Below are 25,159 nucleotides of genomic sequence, written 5' to 3' on the forward strand. Positions count from 1 at the left end.
TGGTTTACAAAAATGTACAATCGTGTTTAAAATAATATAGATATGAAAAATCACCCTCAAATGCAAACCGAAGTGGAAAATGACATTCCGCACAATCCATTTTCACCAGAAATTGAACGTGTTATCCTCACTACAAGTTCACAACAAGAAATATGGTCAGATTGTATTTTTGGAGGTAGCGATGCCAACAAAGCCTATAATCTATCTGTATCTATTAAATTCAAGGGAAACCTGATTGTTGATACATTCGAACTAGCTGTAAAAACTCTTGTACAACGCCATGAAGGATTAAGAGCTACTTTTAGTCCAGACGGCCGATTCATGTGTATTTACAATCAATTTGATTTTGGAATTTCATATAATAATTTTTCGAACCTATCGAGCAATGACAGAGAGCATTATACTGCTGCTTTAATACGGGAAGAAGTAAATGAACTTTTTGATATTGTAAATGGCCCTCTATTTAGAGTCAACATATTAAAAGTGGACCATCTAGAATATATTGTGACGTTAACGATTCACCATATTATTGGGGATGGACTAAGCATTGATGTGATATTAGAAGAACTAGGAACACTATACTCGGCTTATCATCAAAATACTAAACCATTACTTCCAACACCTGAACTATTTAGTGAATATGCTGAAAAAATAAACACATTAGCAGATAGTAACGATTATAAAACTTTAGAAAATTTTTGGATTGACATCTATAAAGAATCTGTTCCCAAAATTGATTTACCACTTGATTTTGAACGTCCTTCTTTAAGAACTTATAATAGTGACCGATTAGATTTCCCTCTGGATGATGCAATTGTAACCGAATTAAAAAATATTGGAGTAACTACGGGATCAAGTTTAGTTACAACTTTACTTGCAGCATTTGAGATATTTTTATACAAAACTACAGGACAAAATGATTTGGTAGTAGGATTTCCTTCTTCTGGGAATTCTCTTTATGGTATGCGTCAATTAATTGGTGATTGTGTTAACCTGCTCCCCTTGCGCAGTAAAATTGATCCGGAAATTAGTTTTAAAGAATACTTGAAACTGAGAAATACCCAGTTGTTTGATGCATATGAACATCAACAAGTTAGTTTTGGACATTTGTTAAAGAACTTCGCAATTGCAAGGGATCCTTCTAGAATTCCATTGGTACCTGTTATACTAACTGTAGATTTGGCAAGAACAATAGAAAATGAATTTTCATACACAGGACTTACCCATGAATTCAATGCTAATCCTAGAGCATTTGGAACATTTGAAATTCAGCTTCATATTTTTAGAGCCAAAAGCGGCCCTGAATTTCAATGGTCATATAATACAACTTTATTCAAACCCGAAACTATACAACTCATGATGACTTCTTTTGAAGACATCATCAATAAAATAATATCCGATTCAGATAGTCCAATACTAAACCTCATTGGAAGCAATTATTTAGAAGACTATACTGCTCTAAATAGCACTTCTATGGCTTACCCAGATGTAACACTAACTGATTTGTTTAAAAAACAAGTTGAGGCTACACCTGATAAAATAGCTTTAGAATTTCATGATACCAAAACAACATATCAAGATGTTTCTACAAAAGTCAATCAATTAGCACACTATTTAAAAGCACAAGGTATTCAATCTGGCGACTTTATAGCTGTTTCCTATTCACGTAGTCCTGAATTACTTTATACATTACTGGCCATTATGCAATGTGGTGCAGCATATCTACCATTGGATCCCGAATATCCAAAAGAAAGATTAGAATTTATGCTAGTTGATTCTGGAGCCAAAATTTTATTAACCAGCAAAAAATCGAATGGCACATTACCATCATGGCCACAAACCCTGTTTATTGAAGATGCCATGATTTTATTAAATCAATATCCAACAGTACCATTATCATCAGCTGTAAATCCAAGCAACAATGCTTATATCCTTTACACATCAGGATCTACTGGTAACCCAAAAGGAGTTCCTATTACTCACAAAAGCCTCGTTAATTTTCTATGGAGTATGGCAAAAGAGCCAGGCATAGATCAAAATGATAGATTACTTTCAATAACAACAATTTCCTTTGATATTGCTGGTTTAGAATTATACTTACCGCTTATTAAAGGAGCAACATTAATAATAGCTGATCACGAAACTGCAAGAGATGGAAGACTTTTACTCGATTTACTAAAAAATAAAAATATTAATTTTTTACAAGCAACTCCAACAACCTGGTCAATGTTATTGGATTCTGGTTGGACACAAAAACTACCAATCAAAGCTTTGTGCGGTGGCGAAGCTATGCCTGTTGATCTAGCCAAAGAACTTTTAGACAAATGTGATACTCTATGGAATGTTTACGGGCCTACCGAAACTACAATTTGGTCATCGATAAAACAAATACAAAACAATACTCAACTAATAACAATCGGAAAACCAATTGGAAATACACAAATCTATTTACTCAATGAACTGGGTCAACTTGTAGCTCCAGGAAACATTGGCGAAATAGCTATTGGAGGAGATGGAGTTGCAAATGGATATTGGAAACGTCCCGAACTGACATCTGAAAAATTTATTCAAAATAAATTCTCAATTAATACAAATGATATTCTCTATCGCACAGGTGATTTAGGTAAATTGCTCCCAAACAACGAAATAGAATGTTTAGGACGTGTAGATCAACAAGTTAAAATAAGAGGACATCGTATAGAACCAGGTGAGATTGAACAAGCATTAATTTTGCTTGATGGAATAAAATATGCTATTGTATTGGCAGACCAAAATTTCCTTATAGCTCACATTGTTCCTGATACAACTATACAAAACATTGAAAATCAAAAAAACTTATGGAGGGAAACTTTATCATTGCAATTACCCCCACACTTAGTACCGCATACTTTTAATATAATCGATAAAATACCAACTACGCTCAACGGCAAAATCGATCGTAAAGCACTATCTCAGTACAAAACAAATATTGAGCAAAAATATACAAGCCCAAGAACCAAAGAAGAAAAACTAGTAGCAGCTATTTGGAAAGAAAGTTTAAAAATAGAAAGCATAGATATATTTAGTGATTTTTTTGAAATGGGTGGGCATTCTATTATGGCTGTAAAAGTTATGACCGACATAGAAAAACAAACTGGTAAACGAATTCCGCTTTCTTCTTTATTTAAATATTCGACTATCGAAAAATTTTCAAAACTAATCAGCACCAATAAAGAAATTAACTCTGACTGCTTAGTTCCATTAAAATCAAACGGTAACAAAACCCCTTTGTTCATTATTCATGGAGCAGGTCTCAATGTCTTAAATTTTGTAAACTTGAGTAAATATTTTGATGATGACCAGCCTATTTATGGTATTCAAGGTACAGCGAAAGAATACGGCAATTGGTACAAATCTATAGAAGAAATGGCTGCTCATTATGTAGAAGCAATCATAAAACTACTTCCAAATGGACCTTATGCATTGGCTGGTTTCTCATTTGGTGGCATAGTTGTCTTTGAAATGACAAAACAATTAAAAGAATTAGGAAAAGAAGTAAGTCTTACCGCTTTACTAGATACTTCTGTTGACTCTTCTTATTATTATCAAACTCACCTACAAAAGAAACTAATAAGATCTAAAGACATGTTGTTGAGTTGGAAAACTTTTAAAATGAGAATTAATGAAAAAAAATATATCTTAAACAGATTCTTAAAAAACAACAATAATGTAACTGAACCTGAAGAATTAGCACTTAAACAAATTATTGAAACTGATGGAATGGTTAAAAAAATAATCGATCGATATCAACTTAGACCTCAAAATTTCAAAATCGATTTATTTCGCTCAAAAGACGACCTTAATCATAAACTAGACCCAACCTATTTAGGCTGGAAAAAAGCTGCATTAGAAGGAATAGCCATACACAATATCCCCGGCAATCATTATGACATTGTTGCTCCTCCTAATGACATCATATTAGCTGGAATGCTACAAGAAATTTTAGATGTAAGACATGCAAATAACTAATCTGTCCATTTCATTTTCTAAGGTAAAATCGGCAAAATTGATCCCTTCTAAAGAGTATTCATTAACCACAGAAGACGTAATTATTTACACGATTTATTTGCCCAACTTTATCAATATAAAAAACTATTTGTCAAACTATCTTAATGCTAAAGAGATAAAAAAAGCGCAACAATTTTATAAAGAAAAAGACAAAAATAAGTTTATTATTTACAGATCTATTTTAAAATTTATTCTAGCATCCCATACCAAGTTGGATGTAAGAGCCATTGATTTTGATTATCATTATAACAAAAAGCCTTTTTTAGCTTCTCATCCATTTTTACATTTTAATATTTCACATTCTGAGGACTTTGCTGCAATTGCAATATCCAACAAAAAAGTAGGCTTAGATATAGAATTTATGCATGAACATTTCAACTTCACCAACGTACTGGAAGATGTTTTTGTAGATAACGAAATTTCGGCCATTCAAGAAGCCAACAATAAAAAACATGCTTTTTACACTTCTTGGACACGCAAAGAAGCTTTTGTAAAAGCGTTGGGAAAAGGTATTGACGAAGATTTTAAATTCATTCCTTGCTTAGATGGTCATCATACTCTAAATAATACCATATCTAACAAAAACGAAATTTGGCAATTGTATAGTTTTGAACTCGCTGATAATTACCTCGGTGCTATTGCTTTTGAAGGTTTATCTAAAATTTCAAAAACTTTAAAATTATATAGTATTCCGAATACAATTCAAGAATTGGTTTCTATGCTAAAAAAATGAGCTAATAGATAGTCTATAAAAAAGCATCATCAGAATTGTACTATTTTACCAAAAACAATTTGTATTTTTACTGTTGCTAATTTTTATAATTATGAGCAACACTACTTTTACAAAAAGTCCTTTTAAAACACTCATATCTTTTCATAAATTAATAGAAAATCTTGAGGAAATTGCTAAATCCGATGTAGATTATCGTTCAAATTATGCTAAAGCATTACTGAAAGAAGTTGAACTTTTTCCAGATTTTAGAAACGGAATCGAAGATTTACATTTTATAAACAAACACGAAGAACTTATTCGCAATTTACTTGCTGATCTTTTTCCAACTGCACTAACACATAATGAGATCAAAGCTGTAAGTATCCCGTTTCAGAATATCACATTTAATTATTCGGAAAGATTCAAAAAAATTCTCAAAAATGCAGGTATGCCGTTCGATAAAGCCATACGTGATTTTGAAGAAGATGAATTTTATGTTTTAAATTGTATCTTGATTTTGAATGCGCACTATGGTCAAAAATTAGATTTTAACAGACCTTTATTCTACGATATTCCAGATGAAAATGGAATAATTTATCATTATCGAATACTTTACAATGCTGACTTCATCGAAATTATCCCAACTGAAAATGCTCCAAAAATAAGTCAAAAAGATATTGATTATTTGATGGATAATTATGATAATATCGATTTGTGGAAAGAAAAATTCCCTCAGGAAAGCTGGATTTTGAAGGGATTCGGAATTGTGAGCCTTGTTGATGTAACTAGAGAAACTTCTGTATCTGATTTAAAAAGCAACCTTTTGAGAGCCTCTACAAGTGAAACTAAATTAAATATTAGTTTTGAATCTATTTTTAAATCCATTTTCAAAATACCTGATTTAAGAATTAGTTTTATCATTTACAATCACGAAGAAGACAAATTTGTCACTCCACCTGAAAATGATGTCACTTCAAAAAGTTTTCTCTTGAACGGGTTAAATGAAATGGAATGTCAAAATTCGATTTATGAAAATTGCTTTAAAAGCATTATAGATCAAAAGACAAACTTCATTATTTCGGATATTGATGAATTTATAAAAAACTCAAAAAACGAAAAGCTTGGCTATCATTTGCAACAGCAAAATATAAAAAGTTGCATTTTTGGACCAGTTATAAACAATGATGTCATTCTTGGTGTTATCGAATTGGTTTCATCAAAACCAAAAGTTTTAAACAGCATCAATGCTATCAATTTAGATTTGGTTTTACCGTTTCTAATCGATACAATGGAACGTTTTAAACATGAAAAGCAAAACCAAATAGAAGCTATAATTCAACGAGAATATACAGCAATTCATTCGAGTGTATATTGGAAATTTAAACGTGAAGCCCAAAAATATCTTCAAAATTTTTCACCTAACAAAGACTTTATTTTCAAAGAAATCATTTTCAAAGAAGTCTTCCCTTTGTATGGACAAATTGATATAAAAGGATCGTCTGAACATCGTAATCAAACGGTAAGAGAAGATTTAAAAAATCAACTCAAAACATTAATTGATCTCTTTGAAAGTCAGAAATCGAATGAAAGTTTTATTTTATTGGAACAAAGAATATTCGAATTACAATCTTTTCAAAACGAACTCGATTTGGCATTAAAAGCCGATACTGAACAACAAATTCAAACGTATATTGAAACTGAAATTCATCCTATTCTAAAAAATATGATTTTGGATAGTAAAAATGATACCCGAAAACAAAAGTATTTTGAGAGTTTGGATGAAAAATCAGGAATGTTTTACCATTCCAGAAAAAAATTTGACAATACCATGTCGATCATCAACAAAAAATTGGCGCTCCTTTTAGATAAAAAACAAATAGAAGCGCAAATGATATATCCTCATTACTACGAACGATTCAAAACTGATGGTGTAGAACACAATCTTTATATAGGATCATCGATAGCGCCAACAAAACCATTCGAAACTTTGTATCTGAACAATCTTAGATTATGGCAATTGCAAACTATGTGTGAAATGGAGATTGAACACCACCAACTCAAAGCTACATTGCCTTATGAATTGGATGTTACATCGCTAATTTTGGCTTTTAGTTCTCCTATTTCTATCCGTTTTAGAATGGACGAAAAACGATTTGATGTTGATGGAACTTATAATGCCCGATATGAAGTTGTCAAAAAACGTATTGATAAAGCATTGATAAAAGGAACAAAAGAAAGAATCACCCAAAAAGAAAAAATCACGATTGTATATTCGCACAATTCAGAACAAAACGAATATTTGAAATACATCAAATACTTACAATACAAAAAAATATTAGAACCAAGTATAGAACAATTTGAGGTCGAAGAACTTCAGGGCGTTTTTGGTTTAAGAGCCATCCGAGTAAAAGTAAACAACAATAATCTTACTAATACTTTTTCGGATTATACTTATCAGGATTTGTTAAATGAACAAAATTAGAGGCTAATGGTTTTGAAAGCAACTATAAAAGCAATCACTGATAATACAATTCCGATCATAAAAATATTATAAGCAATTCGCAATAAACGATATTTCTTTTCTAAAACGATTCCTAAAAAATACAAATCTTTAATCAAAGAATTGTACAGATATTCGCGATCTTTCATAACTTCGTTCATCGCCCATTGGTAATCATCGAAAGACATTTTATAAAAATTCCCAAAAAACAATAAATTAGCTTTTCGATCATCAATATCTTGTTTTGTAAATGTCCCTTTGGTTACTTTGGGCCTTGTAGAAAGAATGGCAAAAATAATAGTAACTACACTAGACATTAGCATTACAAATGTTGGATACACCAAATGTACATTCTTTGGACTATCTAATTTTGGAATCAATGTCGAAAGAGCAATCGAAATAATGATTGCATTTACCGAGAGTAAAATATTGGCTTTACTATCAGCAATCCCGCTCAATCGTGTATGATTGCTAAGTGTTGTTCTAAACAAAGTATCAATTCCTCGATCTGGTTTATCTTCTTTGTTTTTCTTTTTTTCTATTTCCTCTATTTCTTTCACTTTTTTCAGTTCTTGTTTATTGATTTTTTTTTGAATCATTGCAATGTTTTTCTCTTTTAATGATTGCCATTTTCTCTGAGCATAATCCGTATAAAATTGATGTTTATTCATCAAAAAATTGAGGTTCTCTTTTCCCCATTCTAAATCATCAAAAGAAAGATTCATAGTGTTATGTAACTCAAAACGCAACAATTCGCAAGTCGAACTGTATTCTAAACTAGTAATATGCACCAAATCAGCATCTTTTATAATTCTTTCCAATTGGTTTTGAGGAAGATAAAATTTAGAAGTTGCCAAAATAAGTTTAGAAACTTCTGAAATAAATTCATCCGATTGATTTTTATCTTTTAAAAAAGCTGTCGCAATTTTTACACTTTCATTTTCATGATTTTCGGCTCCATTAATATAACCTACATCATGAAACCATGCAGCTATCAAAAGTTTCTCTTTTGCAGTTTCATCGACGTTTTCTTTAGTACAAAGTTTTTTTACCGCAGCAACCACATGAAGAGTATGGTTTAAATTGTGATACGAATATAAATTAGAAAGTTTATCTTTGAGTAAATTACTAACCAATTCTTCTGATTGTTGTACTAGATTCATAAATGAATATTTTAATCCCCCTAAATTATGAAATTGTTTTTGGATAATCCTTTTATTATTTCAATTAAAAATTATTCTCTCGTACTATCGATACTAATAATTCTAAATTCATGTGCGACACACCATCAACAATATGGGAAAAATGTGTCGGAACCATTAACACAAAACGCAAACGATACAACCCAGATTGATCACACTTTTTATTTAATAGGTGATGCCGGAAATGCTGATGAAAACAAAGCTAAAGAAACGCTTTCCCTTCTTCGAAACAGATTAGACCAAGCCAATAAAAACAGTACACTTTTGTTTCTTGGAGACAATATTTATCCCAAAGGATTTCCAAATTCTGATGATCTTGAAAAACAAGATTTAGCCAAAACAAAACTGACTAATCAATTAGAATTATCAAAAAATTTCAAAGGAAAAACGATTTTCATTCCTGGTAATCATGATTGGTATAGCGGTATAAAAGGATTAGAAAGGCAAGCTAAATTTGTAACAAACTATCTAAATGACAAAAAAGCATTCTTACCTCAAAAAAACTGCGGTATAGACGACTTGAAAATTGACAAAAACACCCTTCTTATTACAATTGATAGCCAATGGTTTCTTGAAGATTGGGACAACAATCCAACCATCAATGACGATTGTACCATCAAAACACACGAAGAATTTTATGACGAACTGTCTAGTTTATTGAATAAAAATCAGAACAAAACCATACTTCTAGCTATACACCATCCTATTTTGACAAATGGTTCACATGGCGGTCAATTTGCAATTGAGAAAGAATTGTACCCATTGGAACAAAATATTCCATTACCCGTTATTGGTTCATTTATAAATTTAATCCGAAAAACATCTGGCGTTAGTCCACAAGATATTCAAAACAAAGTCTATAATAATTTTGCTAAAAGAATTAAAGCTCTGTTGCAAAGCCAAACCAACGTAATAGTTGTATCGGGTCACGATCATAATTTACAATACATCAACAAGGATAATATTCATCAAATTATAAGTGGTGCGGGTTCAAAATCCGAAGCTGCAAAAGCAATAAATCCAAATGATTTCTCTTATGGAGGAAATGGCTATGCTACTTTACAAGTTTTTAAAAACGGACAAACAAAAGTCAATTTTTTCGGAAATGAAAACCATCAAGAAAAATTACTTTTTGAACAAACAGTACTAAAAGCAAGAGATACCGTCCTAGAATTTAATTTACCTAATCTATTTCCTTCCTCCATCACTACTTCAATTTATACCAAGAAAATGACTCAAAAGAGTTTTATACATAAATTTCTTTTTGGCCAACATTATCGCAATTATTACAGTACACTTATTGAAGCAAAAGTAGCAACATTAGACACCCTTTTTGGTGGGGTAAAACCTGTTCGGGAAGGTGGCGGACATCAATCCAATTCATTGCGATTGACAGATGTAAACGGAAAAGAATATGCAATGCGTGGCCTAAAAAAAAGCACCTCTCGATTTTTACAATCTGTGGCTTTCAAAGATCAATTTGTTTCAAACCAATTTGAAGATACTTATGCAGAAGGTTTTTTGTATGATTTTTACACAACTTCACATCCCTATACGCCACTTGCCGTTGGGAATTTAGCAGACAAAATTGGTGTCGCACATACCGATCCGGTAATGTATTATATTCCGAAAGAAAAAGAATTAGGAAAATTCAATTCAAACTTTGGCAATGAACTCTATTTGATTGAAGAACAATTATCAGGAAATCTAGAAAACATAAGCCGTTTAGGAAATCCGACAAATATCATTAGCACAGACGATGTAATGAAAAATATGCGTAAAGATGAAAAATACAGCATTAATGAACCTGAATACATCAAAGCGAGGTTATTTGATATGCTCATAGGAGATTGGGACAGACATAGTGATCAATGGCGTTGGAGCGGAATTAAAACAAACGAGAAAGTTATTTACAATCCAATTCCTAGAGATCGAGACCAAGCTTTTACCAAGTATGACGGCCCATTGATGTATATCATTATGACAAGTCCCTCACTTCGCCACATGCAAACTTTTAAAAAAGACATAAGAAATGTAAAATGGCTTAATCGTGAACCTTATCCGCAAGATATTACATTTCTAAAAACTGCTAATGAAAAGGAGTGGATTGCTCAAGCACAATACATTCAGGAACATCTTACGGATAAAGACATCGATAATGCTTTTTATAATTTACCAAAAGAAATTCAAGATGAAACTATAACTGGTATTAAACAAAATTTAAAAGATAGAAAGAACAAGCTTCAAGACTATGCAAAAGAATACTATAAGATATTGCAAAGAACTGTTCTGGTAGTAGGAACCGATAAAAAGGACAAGTTTGTCATTAACCAAAAATCAAAACACAATTCTGAAATTTCTATTTATAGATTAAAAAACAATGGTGAAGAATTAGTTTACAGCAAAAATTTTGATGCCAAGAAAACCAAAAATATTTGGATATATGGATTGGATGACGATGATCTATTTGAAGTAAAAGGAAAAGCCAAATCAGGTATTAAAATCCTATTGATTGGTGGACAAAACAATGACACCTATACAGTAGAAAACGGCAAAAAAATTAAAATCTATGATTTTAAATCTAAACCCAATACGTATAATTTGGACTCGAAAACCAGAACCGTTCTAACAGACAATTACGAAACTAATTTATACAATTATGAAAAAGTAAAATACAATGCATTTTCTATAACACCTTGGGGTGGCTACAATCCTGATGATGGTGTAAAACTAGGAGCAATTGCAAAATATGTAGTGAACAACTTTAATCAACATCCGTTTACTCAAAAACACAATCTGACAGCCAATTATTATTTTGCAACGAGTGGATACGATTTAAGTTACAATGGCGTTTTTCCGCAACGATTAGGGAAATGGAATTTTGAAATAGCCTCTAGATTTACAAGTCCCAACTTTACTATAAATTATTTTGGATATGGAAATGAAACCGTAAATACCGATGAGATTAACGGAATGAATTACAACCGAGTTCGATTACGCACATTAAATGTTTCTCCTTCTATCAAAAGAAAAGGCAGATATGGTAGCGAATTCAATTTTATTACAATCTTCGAAAAAATTAGAGTCGAAGAAACCTCAGGGCGCTATATCAACATTCCTGGTGCTGTCAATCCTGATGTTTTCAACAATCAACAATTTGTTGGAGGGGCAATCAAATATAGTTTTGAAAATTATGATGAACCCTCGCTTCCAACAATGGGATTCGGTTTCGCAGTGGGTGGAAGCTGGAAAATGAATATTGATGACCACAAAGCTAACTTTCCAACATTTGAAACCAAACTAAATTTTAACCATAAAATTGATTCTGAAGGAAAATTGGTTTTGGCCACCGTATTAAAATCGAAAATAGTTTTCAATAATAATTTCGAATTTTATCAAGGTGCAGCATTAGGCGGTGACTATGATTTAAGAGGTTTTAGAAACGAACGATTTCTGGGGAAATCATCTTATTTTCAAAGTACTGATATACGCTGGAACATTGGAAAAATCCGAAAAAGTCTCGTACCAATGACTTTTGGAGTCTTGGGCGGTTACGATTATGGACGCGTTTGGATAGATCATGAAGATTCAAACAAATGGCATCAATCTGTTGGCGGTGGCATCTGGATAAATGGACTCAATGTGATTACTGGAAGAGTTACGTACTTTAAAAGTGGCGATGACAAAGCGAGAATTGCTTTTGGCTTAGGTTACGGATTTTAATATTATTTGAATTTATCCAACGATACTTCATAGACTTTCCCTCCTACTTTATTCGTTTTTTCATCGGCGATAAATAAGGTTGTATTGTCCTTAAAACAAATGGCTTCCTTTTGAGAAAAATGATTTAAATGCAATTCTTTTTGTGTGCCTTTTAAAAAATTATCTCCTTGAAAACCTTCTAACAAAAAGATTTTATCGTGAGTTAAAAGAACAATTTTGGAAGCATCTGGACTTATAGAAGCACTAGTAATTGCACAATGATTATAGTTGTCACAGGTTTTAAATTTCCCAAGCAATGTGGCTTGTTGAGTTCCTGCCTTGTTTGGAATTTTGTAAACCAAAGCAGTTCCATCAAAACCTTTGCTCCTATTTTTGGTAAAAAGATAAAAATTACCATTGTACTCAATAAAACCTTCTACATCAAACAACAATTCTGATTTCTTTGGAGGAAAATCTTTTTGTTCTGGATACGAAAAAGAAACTTTATAAATGGGTGTAGCTTCTTCGCTATTCAACGATTTTTGATCTATTTTATAAATACACAGATCATTTCGTGTATTATCGTTATTACCAAAATCGCCAATGTATAAATTACCCTCGCTATCTTTGGTTATATCTTCCCAATCAATGTTAGGAGTATCAGTAATAGATATTTTCTTCAGAATACCACCATCATTCGAACTTAAACCGTATATTTTATTGGCATTACCGCTATCCTCAATCGCCCAAAAGAGTTTGTCTTTTTCGGAATAGGTAATTCCAGAAACCTCTTTAAGTTTTTTAGGCAAATTGTACAATTCTGTAAGTGTCTCCGAAGTATTTTGACAAGCTAATAAAACAAAAGCAGCTGCAAACAATGTGTAATTTTTCATAACTTCCAAGTTTAAAATCAAAAATAAGATTTTAAAAAACAAAAAACTAGGTAATCAAACTTTACTTTAATTGTTTCCCCATTTGATGTATCTTCTTCAGCCAATTTATACGTTGTTCTTCATCAGAACTTTTAATAATTCCAACATAAGTAACTCTTACAGGTTTTATACCGCAAAATTGCAGAACTCCTTTTTTTAGTTGATTCACACTTGGTCGTCCATAAACCAATCTATAATACCAGCTTGGTTGATCGAGTGTCGTGATAATATGAGCTGATTTTCCTTTTAGCAATTTATCCCACCAAACCGAATTTTCTCGGTATCGAAAAGCCATTCCAGGCAAAAACAAACGATCTATAAATCCTTTTGTAATTGCGGGTAAACCAGCCCACCAAACTGGATGTATCCAAACTAAATGATTGGCTTTTTCAATTTTTTCCCAAGCTTCAACCAAATCGGGTTCTAAAGCCATTCTTTTTTGATAGCCATGTGCCAAATTGGGATTAAAGTTTAATTCGGAAATAGTAATTGTATCAACATTTGCATTAGCTTCTAAAGCTCCTTTTCTGTAGGATTCTGCTATTGCAAAACTGAAACTCGAAGAATTAGGATGCCCGTTTATAATCAAGATATTTTTCATTTAAAAGATTTTTAAACAAAAATAGAACTTGTAAAACATTCAAAAACAAGACAAATGTCCTAAAATAGAACTTCTTGTCGGATACGACTTAAATGTCTAGTAGAAATTCCTAAGTAAGATGCTAAATACACCAACGGAATATGTTGAATGTATTTTTGCTTATTTACAAATAATGCTTCATATCTTTCAGTTGGAGTGTTTTTTTGTAACGATGCAATACGATTATGTAAATTTACAACTTCATTTTCGGCAATTTTTCTACCAATATCAGCCCATCTAAAACTTGAATTATACAATTCTTCAACAGCATACTTATCGATTACTTCAAGCTCAGAATCGGTAATAGTTTGAATATTTTCATCTGTTGGTTTTTGTGTAATAAAACTCGAGAATGCCGTCATGAATTCATTCTCAAATGTAAAGCAATTGGTGACCTGTTCTTCTTTGGAATCAATAAAAAAAGAACGCAAAATACCCGATTTTACAAATACAATTTCGTTACAAACTTGATTTTCTTTAATCAAAAAATCTCCTTTTTTAAGCTTTCTATGAGAAATTAAATTATTCAAGTATATAGATTCCTCAGGACTTAACTGAAAGGCCTGCTGAAAAAAATCAACCATTTTCGACTGAATCATTAATTCCGAAAATTAAATTTTACCGTAATACATTGCTTTTACAATTCCATCGGAAAGTCCAATTTTGGGAACATAAATTTGTCTTGCACCACTCCACTTCATTGCATTAAGATAAATACGAGTAGCTGGTACAATTACGTCAGCTCTATCAGGATTTAAACCCAATTGAGAAATTCTTTGCTCATAAGTTAGCGAATTTAAATACGAATATTGAGCATTCATATAAATAAATGACAAAGGTTTCTCCTGAATTTTGCCTGACATTTTAAATAATTTATTGATGTTACCCCCTGATCCAATCAAAGTTACCTCATCATAATCGGCGGTATTGGTTTTAATCCATTTTTCGATTTCCTCCCAGACTACGTCACAAACCATTTCATTTAACAATCGAACCGTTCCAGCTTTGAAAGATCTAGAAATTACCATTTTACCATTAGAGAACAATGTAAACTCTGTACTACCACCCCCAACATCTACAAACAGATAGGTTTCGTCTGTTTTTAATAAATGATGCAAATCTGTTGATGCAATGATAGCAGCTTCTTTTTTACCGTCAATAATATCTATTTTGATGTCCGCTTTCTTCTTTATCAAAGCCACAACTTCTTTGGCATTATATGCTTCGCGCATAGCCGATGTTGCAAATGCCATATAGCGTTCTACTTTATGAACTTTCATTAATAGATTAAATGCTTTCATAGCATCTACCATTCTATCGATATTTTCGGGAGAAATTTCTCCAACAGTAAAGGCATCTTGCCCTAAACGAATAGGAACACGAACTAATGAACTTTTATTAAATTGAGGGGTTTTATCGTCTTCTTCTACAATATTGGTAATTAACAAACGCATGGCATTTGATCCAATATCAATAGCAGCATATTTTTTTATTTTAATCATATTCTCACCTATGCTATTGCAACTATTTTACTTTAACATTCTTTTGTTTCTTCAACTAATTCTACTTTTCGCTGATAGTATTTATACGTTTCTAATTGTGCTCTAAAAATTGGATTATCATTTCTCACTTTATATTTATTATCCAATTTATACGAATGGTATCTTACTTTTACATTCCCTTTCCAAGCAATATCAAAGTTGTCCATCAATTCATTTTTTATATCTTGGTCGTATATCGGGCAAGTTACTTCGACTCTGGCATCAATATTTCGAGTCATGATATCGGCAGATGAAATAAATACTTCTGTAAGACCAGCATTTCCAAAAATATAAACCCTAGAGTGTTCCAAATAATTATCAACAATACTTATAGCTTCGATATTTTCGCTCATTCCTTTTATCCCAGGGATTAGAGAACAAATTCCTCTTACTTGTAATTGAATTTTGACTCCTGCTCTACTGGCTTCATATAATTTATCAATCATGGGAAGATCAGACAAACTATTCATTTTTAACTTCATATAAGTCTTTCTACCAGCATTTGCATGACTGATTTCTCTATCAATTAATTTCACAAAACGATTCCTTGTATATTGAGGAGAAACTATTAAATGTTTGTATCGTTGTACTTTGTAATTAGTGTCAAAAAAATCAAATATTTTAGAAATGTCTTTCAATATCTGAGGATGACAGGTAAAAAGTGTCACATCTGTATATATATTGGCAGTTGACTCATTAAAATTACCTGTTGAAATAAAACCATATCGTTTTATTTTACCTTTCTCTAATCTTTCAATGTAACAAACTTTACTGTGAACTTTCAATCCTTTTATTCCAAAAATCAGTTCGATTCCTTCGGTTTGCATTTGCTCTGCATAGGAAATATTCGAAGCCTCATCAAAACGAGCTTGTAACTCGATTTGAACAGTCACTTTTTTTCCGTTTTTGGCGGCGTTTATTAACGAACTGATTATTTGAGAATTCTTGGCTAATCGATATAATGTAATTTTGATTGCTGTCACTTTAGGATCTAAAGCAGCCTCTCTCAAAAATTTGATTAAATACGAAAAAGATTGATATGGAGCATTCAATAAATAATCTTTCTCAGAAATTTTATGTAAAATACTTCCTTCTAGACTCAATCCTGGAATAGGAAGTGGATCATTTTTTTTATACAATAAATCGTATCGTCCTAGATTTGGAAAACTCATATAATCTCTCCTATTGTGATATCTTCCTCCAGGAATAATACTATCTGTAGAGTCAATATGCATTTTGTCTAGAAAAAAGTTAAGCGTATCACTCTCTATTTCTTGATCGTAGATAAAACGTACGGGTTCACCAATTCTTCTATCCTTGACACTTGAAGATATTTTTTGAAGCAAACTTTTACTCAAATCGCTATCAATATCCAACTGAGCATCACGAGTAATTTTTATCATATGAGCAGAAATACTCTCGTAATTGAAAATATTAAAAATACTACCCAAATTCATCCTAATCACATCATCGATTAAAATAACATATTGCTTTTCATTAATAGGAGGCAAAACTACAAAGCGATTAACCATTTTTGGAATCTCAATAATAGCATAACGCACTTCTTGATTTTTTTTCATGACCATTTTGACTGCCAAGTATCCTAATGAATCTTTCAATACGGGAAATTCGGCCAAATCATTAAGAATGATAGTTACCAATTCGGGGCTTAATTTTTTTATAAAGAACTCTTTTAAAAAGGCTTCTTGCTCTTTATTAATATTATCTCCGTGTGTTATATAAATATTTTCGTTTCCTAATTGCTTTTCGATATTATTTAAAATACGTAAGCTTTCAGATTGTAACTGAATGACAATATCTGTAATATCTTTAATTAGTTGCTGAACCGAAATTCCGCCGAAATATTTTTCGCCCGAAATCCCACTCAAACTTAATCGTCTGATAGCAGCAAATCTTACTCTAAAAAATTCGTCTAAATTATTTGAAAAAATTCCTAAAAACCTTAATCTATCTAATAACGGAACTGTATCATCAGCTGCCTCTTGTAGTACTCTAGAATTAAAAGCCAACCAGCTTTTTTCTCTATCAATATATTTTTGATCAAACACTTTTGTTTATTTTAAATCTCTTGGAAATAATATTTTTTTTGTTTTACCCTTGCTAATTGATTCCCAACTTTCAGTATCGAATTCGATATGGACAAATCCTGATGTAGGCACATTATCTATGTAAACATCACCAAATTTATTAACAAAATTTGTAATAGCCTCGTTATGTCCAAATATAATTATGTTATCATAACCATTACTATATAATTTGATAACGCTCTCTAATTTTCTTTCATCAAATGTGTATAGCTCGTCTTTATAAACGATACTCTCTAATGGGAAATTAATATTTTGTGCAAAAATCAAGGCTGTTTCTTTGGCTCTTTCAGCAGTACTACTCCAAAAACTAAATGTTTTAGGCAAAAACTTACCAATATGGGTAGATACTAAATGTGCATTTTGTATTCCCTGAGTAGTTAAGGGTCTATCTTTATCATGTAATGGTGCTTCCCAACTAGACTTTGCGTGCCGAATTAAAATTAGATTTTTCATACATTAAGTCGATTGTTTATTAATAAATAATCTAAATGAAACGTTTAATAAATACCTATAATTTGTATTAAAAAATTATTCCCAAACAAATCATTCAACTCATTAGTGAGTTACAATTTACAAAAAAATATCTAAAACATTTGCTCGAGATTCATTTTTGAAATTACGGTAATACTTTTATTCAAACGTCAGATTGAGCATTTTCTTAAATTTTTTTTACAAATACCTCATTTTTACAGTTTCAACTCAAAACAATTAACAGTTTTTGATTATTAATTTCAAATAACAAAGAGCTAAATATACAAACAATCTAAAGCTAATTCTTACATTCAAAACTCTTTAACGAATATTTAGGTTATTCAAAGAAAAACATATTGTTATTTGAACTTTGTTTCTAAATTTGATTCAAAGTTGTCAAAATAACTTTCAGATTTTTTTCAACTTATCTAGAAATAAATACATTTTTTTTTTATTAATTATCAGATTACTAATAAAAAACAATTAAAGTTTTGATTTAACCCCAAATTCTGAATCAAAATAGAATTATAAAAATCTACTCCACTTGATGATTAGTTAATCATCAACACTATTTCGAATTTAGTTTATTGTGATAACGCAATCAATACATTTTTTAATTATGTATTGATTTAGAATATCAGATTCTAGAAAATAATTCTAAAGCAGTTATTTGTCTATCAATGACTGTTAATTTTTAAAATTATTAATATGAAAATTAAAATAATGCTCCCAAAAAGCTACTATAGATTTTTTTCTTATTTGACATTTAAAAAAACAAAAGTAACAGCCATCCTTATTGTTTTGTATCTCTTACTGCCAACTCAAGATACTTTTAGCCAATCGACCAATTGTCAAGCCAAAATTATTGTCGAAGAAAACGGAAATGTTGATAGTGTTTCAGAAAATGGTGTTTTATACAAAATGCTATTGACCAATACTGGAACTACAACTGACAACTATAAATTATCAGTAGTAAATGTTAATTCTACTTCAAAAAATCCAGATGAAAGTAGTACACAAGACAATGTTGCCCTGAAAACAATTTTTCTCAATCAACAAAAAAATGAAATTACTGAGATTATCATAAACGCAGGAGAAACTTTTTCATTTTACTCCATGCTTACCATACCAACAGGAACCCCTTTTTCAAAATGGTCTAATAATCAAATAATTGCCACTTCGTCAAATTGTCCTACCTATAAGACTGATACCGTACTTCATACATACGTTTTAAACCCAGATAGCAATTAATTTACTGAGTAGTATTCTTCGCAATTTAAATTTTTGGTATATGAAAAAAACTATACTTCAATTTATAAACAACATCCAAATAAACAAAAGAGGCTATACTATAATAGCACTTTTATTGCTAGGCAGTTATTCATTTGCACAAACCATTACTCCAGTAAAAACGGTAACAAGTGACGGTTGTGGACTTATAAAAGTTGATCTAGAAATTGTTGGAACAGAAGCCAAAAGCAATGCTGATGTAGTGCTGGTTATCGATGTATCAAAAAGCATGAATAATATTATTGCAGGAGATGCTTACAAACCAATATATTATGCCAAAAAAGCGGCTAAATCATTTATAGATGCTGCAAAAACAAACCCAAACAATCGAATTGCGATTGTATCATATACTACAACAGCAAAGTTAGAAATTGGTTTAACGTATTTAGACAATTCTGGTGTTGATGCTCTGAAAAATAAGATAGATGCATTAACTGCAAAAGATTACACTAATATTCAAGACGGAATTGCAAAAGCCGATGAAGAACTTAACCAAAATGGAAGAACTGATTGCAAAACCAGTAAGAGCATCGTTTTATTAACAGATGGCGCTACAAATAGATCGGGAGATACAAATAGTTTAGCAAGTTGTGCCAATAATCCAAGTACCATAAATACAAATTGTATTACTCAAGCTATTGCCACAGCAACGATTGCCAAAAACAATTCACATCAAATATTTACAATTGGTCTATTAGGAGGATTGAATAATACCGTAAAAAGTATTGCTCAAGCTACTTTACAAAATATTCAAAGTATTGGTAATTCTTATGCTTTTGAAACCAACACTTCGGCTGATTTAACCTCAATATATACTCAAATTGCAAACCAACTGAAATGGGTAGCCAAAGATTTTACGGTAACCGAATCGATACCTGCTGGTTACACAATTAGCACCATAACTTCAACTAGCGGTACTCTTGCAAACCCAAGTCTTCCTGCAAGTGGCCCAACAGTAATTACTTGGACAAATGCCTTTTTAGCCTCTACTCCTATTTCACTACGCTATACTTTAATCCCTGACGAAACAAATTGTGGTATTCAAAAAGTAAGTGCAACAAAATACAGTTATATCAACTCTAATTGTGCGCCAATAAACGATCAAACTATCACAACCGATGATTATCTTATCACTTGCAAACCAGTCATAACAGGAAATTGCACTGTGTGTTCTGGTAATTCAGCTATTGTTTACTCAGTACCAAATACAACAGGAAGTACCTACACTTGGAATGTAATTGGCGGTACAATAACCAGTGGTCAAAATACAAATTCTATAGAAGTAGCTTGGGAAACTGAAGGAACAGGAAAAGTTGAAGTAACTCAAACAAGTGCAACATGTTCTACCGTTTCGTCACAAAATGTTACTATTAATGCCTTACCAACACTTACTTTTTGCAAAGGATTTACCAAAACCTGTATTGATAATCGTAATGGCGGAAATATAGGTGAAAATGCCGAAACAGGTTTTACTTACTCCTGGACATCTACACCAGCAGGATTTACATCTACCGAAGCCAACCCTACAGTAAACCCATCCGAAACCACTACTTATACAGTAACTAAAACTAATACATCAACTGGGTGTTTTGCTAGCAAAGACGTAACTGTAACAGTAAACAATTTATCAGTAACTGCAAATCCTGGAAATCCTTTTACCAAAACGTGTATTGACAAACAAAATGGTGGCTGCATTGGCGAAATAGCCGATACAGAATATACGTATTCATGGACTTCTCTCCCAATTGGATTTACATCTACCGAAGCTAATCCAACTGTAAACCCATCAGAAACTACAACTTTTACTGTAATCAAAACCAATAATACAACAGGATGTTTCGACACTAAAAGTGTTGTAGTAACCGTAAATAATACTGCTCCTAAATTAGAAATAGCAAACCCGCTTCCCGTTTGTTCTCCTACTACCATAGATATTACGGCTCCAAATATTCAAACCACTAATGACGGATCCTCAACCAAATATTATTCTTCATTAGAATTAGCCAATACGGGTGGTATATCCGATATAGCTACTCCAACAGCTATAAGCAATAGCGGAACTTATTTTATCCGAAGTGAATTTGATAATGGCTGTTTTGTTGTAAAAGCTGTTGAAGTGACTATAAATTCATGTTCTCTTGCTTTGGTAAAAAAATCCGAACTTCAAAACACAGGAAGTTGTACAAAAGTAGGCGATAAAATAATTTACACTTTTACTGTTACAAATCCTGGCACTACAACTATAAACGAATTAACCCTAACAGATACACTGCTAGAGAATATAAATCCAATTGTCCCAATTGTGTTTACAAGTGGAGATGATAATAACGACCTAAACTTAGATCCATCAGAAACTTGGATTTACAAAGCTGAATTTCCCGTAAATCAATCGGATATTGATACTGGAGAAATTATAAATCAAGCCGTTATAAATGGAAAAGTTTTAAACTCGATTCCTTTAAGTAGTCTTTCGGGTACTGATTGTACAAATCAAAATCCAACCATTACACAATTATGCCAAAATTCCAAAATTGAAATTACAAAAGACGGAACTTATGTGGATACCAATGGTGATGGAATAACAAACATTGGAGATATAGTAACCTATGCATTCATCATTAAGAATACAGGAAATACAACTTTAAGCAATGTATTCATTACCGATAATAATGCAACAATCACAGGCAACACAATTGCTACATTAAATGTTGGAGCGACAGATTCTACAACATTTACAGGAACACATAGTATCACTCAGGAAGACATCAATACGGGTTATGTGTACAATTTAGCTATTGTAACAGGTAACGACCCAAAAGGAAATCCCGTAACTGATACCTCGACTGATCCAACTCCTTGTACAAACTGCCCTCCTAAAACAGATTGTCCTGATTGTACAATTGTAATTTTGAATCCCTCTCCCAGATTAGAAATAACAAAAACTACTTCAAACAAAACATTTAGTAAGGTTGGAGATATTATTAATTATTTGATAATTGTAAAAAATACTGGAAATCAAACATTGTATCAAATTACCGTAAAAGACCCTCTAACAGGATTGGAAACAATTATTGCTTTATTAGATCCAAATGCAACAGCAGAGTTCACACAAACTTATACCATCACCCAAGAAGATTTAAACAAAGGATCGGTACTAAATATTGCCACAGCTAACGGGTTTACTCCCAACAAAACTCCTATTGGTGATGATGATGATGAAATCACTAACGAAGTAACAAACCCTATTGATGCTGTAGATGATAATGCTGGTACACTTGCTGGAGTAAACCAAATCACTCCAAATATAATTAATGTATTTACCAATGATACTTTGAATGGCATAGCTGTAAATCCTAATGATGTCATTTTAACAACAATAACTCCAAATCCTTATTTGCAATTGAACCCAAATGGATCCATAGATCTATTGCCAAATGCTCCAGTAGGAGTACAAACATTAACCTACCAGATTTGTGAAAAATTAAACAACACCAATTGCGATACTGCAATCGTAACTGTAACAATCGAAAGTCCAAGGATGACAATAACGGGAGAGTCAATTTGCATCAATGATGTTCCGTATCTGAATTATTCTGCTATTGCAACTAATTTTACCCCTGCAAGCGGATTAACATTGACTTGGTTTGACAGTAACAATAACCTTATTGCTACTATGCCTAATTTACCCTTATCAGGAAAAGTATTATGGCCAGGAGCAATCATTGATGAAAATGGAAATGGACTAGATTGGCCTGGTTGGATATTTGCAAATGGAAAATGGGCGGAAGCAGCAGATGGTTTAGAAGGACTTAGACCAACTGCTACAGTACGTTTTTCATTAAATCCTGAACAGTCAATAACGGTCAATTATCCACCATCTGATCCTTATTGTACATCAAGACCAAAATTCAAAATTGATGCAGTCGATGATGTCTCTAAACCAATTGATGCCATTAATGGTGCTACAAATGTCCTTAACGTATTCAATAATGATTGGCTAAACGGATCAGCTGTTAACCCAGCTGATGTGACTCTAACACTAATCACACCTGATGTGGCTGGATTTATGACCATGAATCCCGATGGTTCTATAGATCTTAAAAATCAAACTCCTGAAGGAATCTATACTTTGCAATATCAAATTTGCGAAAATGCTGATAATGGAAATTGCGATATCGCAACTGTAATAGTTCCAGTTATTTGCAACAATGCGACAAAAGTTTCCGGAGTAGTTTATAACGCAGGTAATAATGCTCTACTTGCAAATGTTCCACTCACTTTAACACCAATAACAATTGTCAATGGTCAAAATCATATAACAGGACCGCCGTTAATGCGTGTTACCAATTCTGAAGGATATTACAACTTTAAAGGAATTCCAAGCGGAAACTATGTTCTACAAGTTCAAGATGCCAACTTAAATAGTGCTCATGAATTATTCAATACATCCTCAAGTTTTTTAATTGTTAATCTTGAGGTTTGTAACCATTTGATACGAAACTTTGGTTATGACAAAACAGATTTACCAGTACTTGGAAATTTTGTTTGGTACGATTTAAACAAAAATGGTTTACAAGATGAATGGTATGATGCTAATAATGATGGCCTTGTTACACAGAACATTCCAGATTCTAATGGTACAATTGATTATAGCAAATGGGAATGGATAGATTTTAATAATGACGGAAGCTATCTGGGCAAAATTAATGAAGGTGAATTAAACGCTGCTGGATTTGGAAATGGTACCACTAATGTTCCTAATTTATTTATCACGGGACCAAATGACTATTTTGTTAGAAACACAATTGGACTTTTAGGCTATTGGCGAGTGAGACCTCCATTTAATGCTTGGGGACAGTACAATGTAGAATTAAAAATGGAATCAAACTTAGAAGCGAGTGCAGATGCTATTTCTAAAACAGGACTAGTAAAAATTTTGCCTAACTTTTCAAATATTACCACCAAAAACACAACTGCAAACAAAACAACAGCACAAACTGATACTAATTCGGAAACCAGTACAATTTGTGGAATTAGCAGTCAAAATCCACAATCGGCTCAATTAAGTGCAGAAAACCGAATCAATTTGGATCTTGATTTTGGAGTAGTTTGTCAAGAATTTGGTGCTATCGATGATGTTTACACAAATCTTAATTGCTCTACTACTGGCATCATAGGAAATGTACTTGAAAACGACCTCCTAAATGGTGATTATGTTGCAGCTGACTTGATTCGTTTTACCATTACCTCTGGAAACAATTCTAATATTACCATTGACGAATTAGGGAACATAACTATAACAGGCGGATTAGCCTCTGGTACTTATGTTTATACTTATAGCTTATGTGATAAAATCAACCCGAACAATTGCGTAACTGCTACAATAACAATAACCTCTGTTGAAATACAAAACATCAGCATAACCGAAACCGCTTGCAATGCAGATTCGACACCTATTGATCTAATGAAATTCTTACCGGAAAACATTAATCCAAACGGAACATGGATAGACATCAACAATTCTGGTGGTCTTATAGGAAATGTTCTAAACACTCTTAACATCCCAGTTAACAGCTATAATTATGAATATAAAATTTCCGAAAGTTGTCCTATCAATATAGCGGTATCAATGAACATTAATGAAGATTGTAAAGTTCTTCCTTGCGCAAGCATAATCGTACACAATGCCGTATCTGCAAACGAAGATGGTAAAAATGATTATTTCCAAATTGAAAATCTGGAAAACAATGAATGTTACAAAAATTTTAAAGTCGAAATTTTTAATAGATGGGGAATATTAGTTTTTGAAAGAGAAAATTACGACAATGGTCCAAATGCATTTAGAGGCCAATCCGAAGGCAGAACAACTATAAACAAAAATGAGGGGTTACCTACTGGAACGTACTTTTACATATTAAGCTACGAATCTATTGATGATGTTGGAAACATACAAACTATCAAAAAAAATGGATACTTATATCTAGCCAAATAAATGATATAAATGTGCAAAAGTA

At 32.1% G+C, this 25,159-nt stretch carries 13 protein-coding genes; 6 read left to right on the plus strand and 7 right to left on the minus strand.

The window, feature by feature from the left end:
* The first annotated feature begins 42 nt into the window (after positions 1 to 42).
* From ABEB18_RS13985 to ABEB18_RS13995, 3 genes are all read left to right on the plus strand, one after another.
* On the plus strand, positions 43 to 4,008 hold the full coding sequence (locus ABEB18_RS13985; protein WP_348799929.1) for a non-ribosomal peptide synthetase: 3,966 nt from the start codon (positions 43 to 45) through the stop codon (positions 4,006 to 4,008).
* Complete coding sequence (locus tag ABEB18_RS13990) at positions 3,995 to 4,780, plus strand: 4'-phosphopantetheinyl transferase family protein (protein ID WP_348799930.1); 786 nt, start codon at positions 3,995 to 3,997, stop codon at positions 4,778 to 4,780. The genes ABEB18_RS13985 and ABEB18_RS13990 overlap by 14 nt, the downstream gene beginning before the upstream one ends.
* A gap of 91 nt (positions 4,781 to 4,871) precedes the next feature.
* Complete coding sequence (locus tag ABEB18_RS13995; protein WP_348799931.1) at positions 4,872 to 7,241, plus strand: GAF domain-containing protein; 2,370 nt, start codon at positions 4,872 to 4,874, stop codon at positions 7,239 to 7,241.
* Here the strand turns inward: ABEB18_RS13995 and ABEB18_RS14000 are convergent.
* Positions 7,238 to 8,422 (minus strand): Pycsar system effector family protein, encoded by a 1,185-nt coding sequence (locus tag ABEB18_RS14000; protein ID WP_348799932.1) that lies wholly within the window; start codon positions 8,420 to 8,422, stop codon positions 7,238 to 7,240. The two genes, ABEB18_RS13995 and ABEB18_RS14000, sit on opposite strands and share 4 nt — an antisense overlap.
* A 27-nt stretch (positions 8,423 to 8,449) precedes the next feature.
* Between ABEB18_RS14000 and ABEB18_RS14005 the strand changes: the two genes are divergently transcribed.
* Positions 8,450 to 12,184 carry a metallophosphoesterase gene (locus tag ABEB18_RS14005; RefSeq protein WP_348799933.1) on the plus strand — a complete coding sequence of 1,245 codons (3,735 nt, stop codon included), beginning with the start codon at positions 8,450 to 8,452 and terminating at the stop codon, positions 12,182 to 12,184.
* A gap of 2 nt (positions 12,185 to 12,186) precedes the next feature.
* Here ABEB18_RS14005 and ABEB18_RS14010 read toward each other — a convergent pair whose 3' ends face one another.
* The 6 genes from ABEB18_RS14010 to ABEB18_RS14035 all read right to left on the minus strand — a co-directional run bounded on the left by ABEB18_RS14010 (position 12,187) and on the right by ABEB18_RS14035 (position 17,837).
* Positions 12,187 to 13,056, minus strand: coding sequence for an SdiA-regulated domain-containing protein (locus ABEB18_RS14010; RefSeq protein WP_348799934.1), 870 nt, complete (start codon positions 13,054 to 13,056; stop codon positions 12,187 to 12,189).
* A 61-nt stretch (positions 13,057 to 13,117) separates the two neighbouring features.
* Positions 13,118 to 13,696, minus strand: a complete 579-nt coding sequence (locus ABEB18_RS14015; RefSeq protein ID WP_348799935.1) for an NAD(P)H-dependent oxidoreductase — start codon at positions 13,694 to 13,696, stop codon at positions 13,118 to 13,120.
* Positions 13,697 to 13,755: 59 nt separating this feature from the next.
* Positions 13,756 to 14,334 carry a Crp/Fnr family transcriptional regulator gene (locus ABEB18_RS14020; RefSeq protein WP_348799936.1) on the minus strand — a complete coding sequence of 193 codons (579 nt, stop codon included), beginning with the start codon at positions 14,332 to 14,334 and terminating at the stop codon, positions 13,756 to 13,758.
* A 12-nt stretch (positions 14,335 to 14,346) separates the two neighbouring features.
* Positions 14,347 to 15,237 carry a Ppx/GppA phosphatase family protein gene (locus tag ABEB18_RS14025; protein ID WP_348799937.1) on the minus strand — a complete coding sequence of 297 codons (891 nt, stop codon included), beginning with the start codon at positions 15,235 to 15,237 and terminating at the stop codon, positions 14,347 to 14,349.
* A 32-nt stretch (positions 15,238 to 15,269) separates the two neighbouring features.
* On the minus strand, positions 15,270 to 17,345 hold the full coding sequence (ppk1, locus tag ABEB18_RS14030; protein ID WP_348799938.1) for a polyphosphate kinase 1: 2,076 nt from the start codon (positions 17,343 to 17,345) through the stop codon (positions 15,270 to 15,272).
* 6 nt (positions 17,346 to 17,351) lie between these two features.
* Entirely contained in the window at positions 17,352 to 17,837 is a 486-nt protein-coding gene (locus ABEB18_RS14035) for a SixA phosphatase family protein (protein WP_348799939.1), read from the minus strand.
* 726 nt (positions 17,838 to 18,563) lie between these two features.
* On the opposite strand from ABEB18_RS14035, the gene ABEB18_RS14040 reads away from it, so the two are divergent.
* Together ABEB18_RS14040 and ABEB18_RS14045 are read left to right on the plus strand one after the other, a co-directional pair.
* Entirely contained in the window at positions 18,564 to 19,106 is a 543-nt protein-coding gene (locus ABEB18_RS14040; RefSeq protein ID WP_348799940.1) for a hypothetical protein, read from the plus strand.
* Between the two features lie 40 nt (positions 19,107 to 19,146).
* Positions 19,147 to 25,137, plus strand: a complete 5,991-nt coding sequence (locus ABEB18_RS14045) for a CLIPPER-2 domain-containing protein (RefSeq protein ID WP_348799941.1) — start codon at positions 19,147 to 19,149, stop codon at positions 25,135 to 25,137.
* Positions 25,138 to 25,159 lie beyond the last annotated feature (22 nt).

The sequence above is a fragment of the Flavobacterium adhaerens genome, from assembly GCF_040045115.1.
In the GTDB taxonomy this organism is placed as follows: domain Bacteria; phylum Bacteroidota; class Bacteroidia; order Flavobacteriales; family Flavobacteriaceae; genus Flavobacterium; species Flavobacterium adhaerens.

Coding starts and splice junctions, on each gene's coding strand:
- ABEB18_RS14035 (WP_348799939.1), bottom strand. CDS start 17,837: ATGAAAAATCTAATTTTAATTCGGCACGCAAAGTCTAGTTGGGAAGCA.
- ABEB18_RS13990 (WP_348799930.1), top strand. CDS start 3,995: ATGCAAATAACTAATCTGTCCATTTCATTTTCTAAGGTAAAATCGGCA.
- ABEB18_RS14005 (WP_348799933.1), top strand. CDS start 8,450: ATGAAATTGTTTTTGGATAATCCTTTTATTATTTCAATTAAAAATTAT.
- ABEB18_RS14020 (WP_348799936.1), bottom strand. CDS start 14,334: ATGATTCAGTCGAAAATGGTTGATTTTTTTCAGCAGGCCTTTCAGTTA.
- ABEB18_RS13995 (WP_348799931.1), top strand. CDS start 4,872: ATGAGCAACACTACTTTTACAAAAAGTCCTTTTAAAACACTCATATCT.
- ABEB18_RS14045 (WP_348799941.1), top strand. CDS start 19,147: ATGAAAAAAACTATACTTCAATTTATAAACAACATCCAAATAAACAAA.
- ABEB18_RS14000 (WP_348799932.1), bottom strand. CDS start 8,422: ATGAATCTAGTACAACAATCAGAAGAATTGGTTAGTAATTTACTCAAA.
- ABEB18_RS14015 (WP_348799935.1), bottom strand. CDS start 13,696: ATGAAAAATATCTTGATTATAAACGGGCATCCTAATTCTTCGAGTTTC.
- ABEB18_RS14025 (WP_348799937.1), bottom strand. CDS start 15,237: ATGATTAAAATAAAAAAATATGCTGCTATTGATATTGGATCAAATGCC.
- ABEB18_RS13985 (WP_348799929.1), top strand. CDS start 43: ATGAAAAATCACCCTCAAATGCAAACCGAAGTGGAAAATGACATTCCG.
- ABEB18_RS14010 (WP_348799934.1), bottom strand. CDS start 13,056: ATGAAAAATTACACATTGTTTGCAGCTGCTTTTGTTTTATTAGCTTGT.
- ABEB18_RS14040 (WP_348799940.1), top strand. CDS start 18,564: ATGAAAATTAAAATAATGCTCCCAAAAAGCTACTATAGATTTTTTTCT.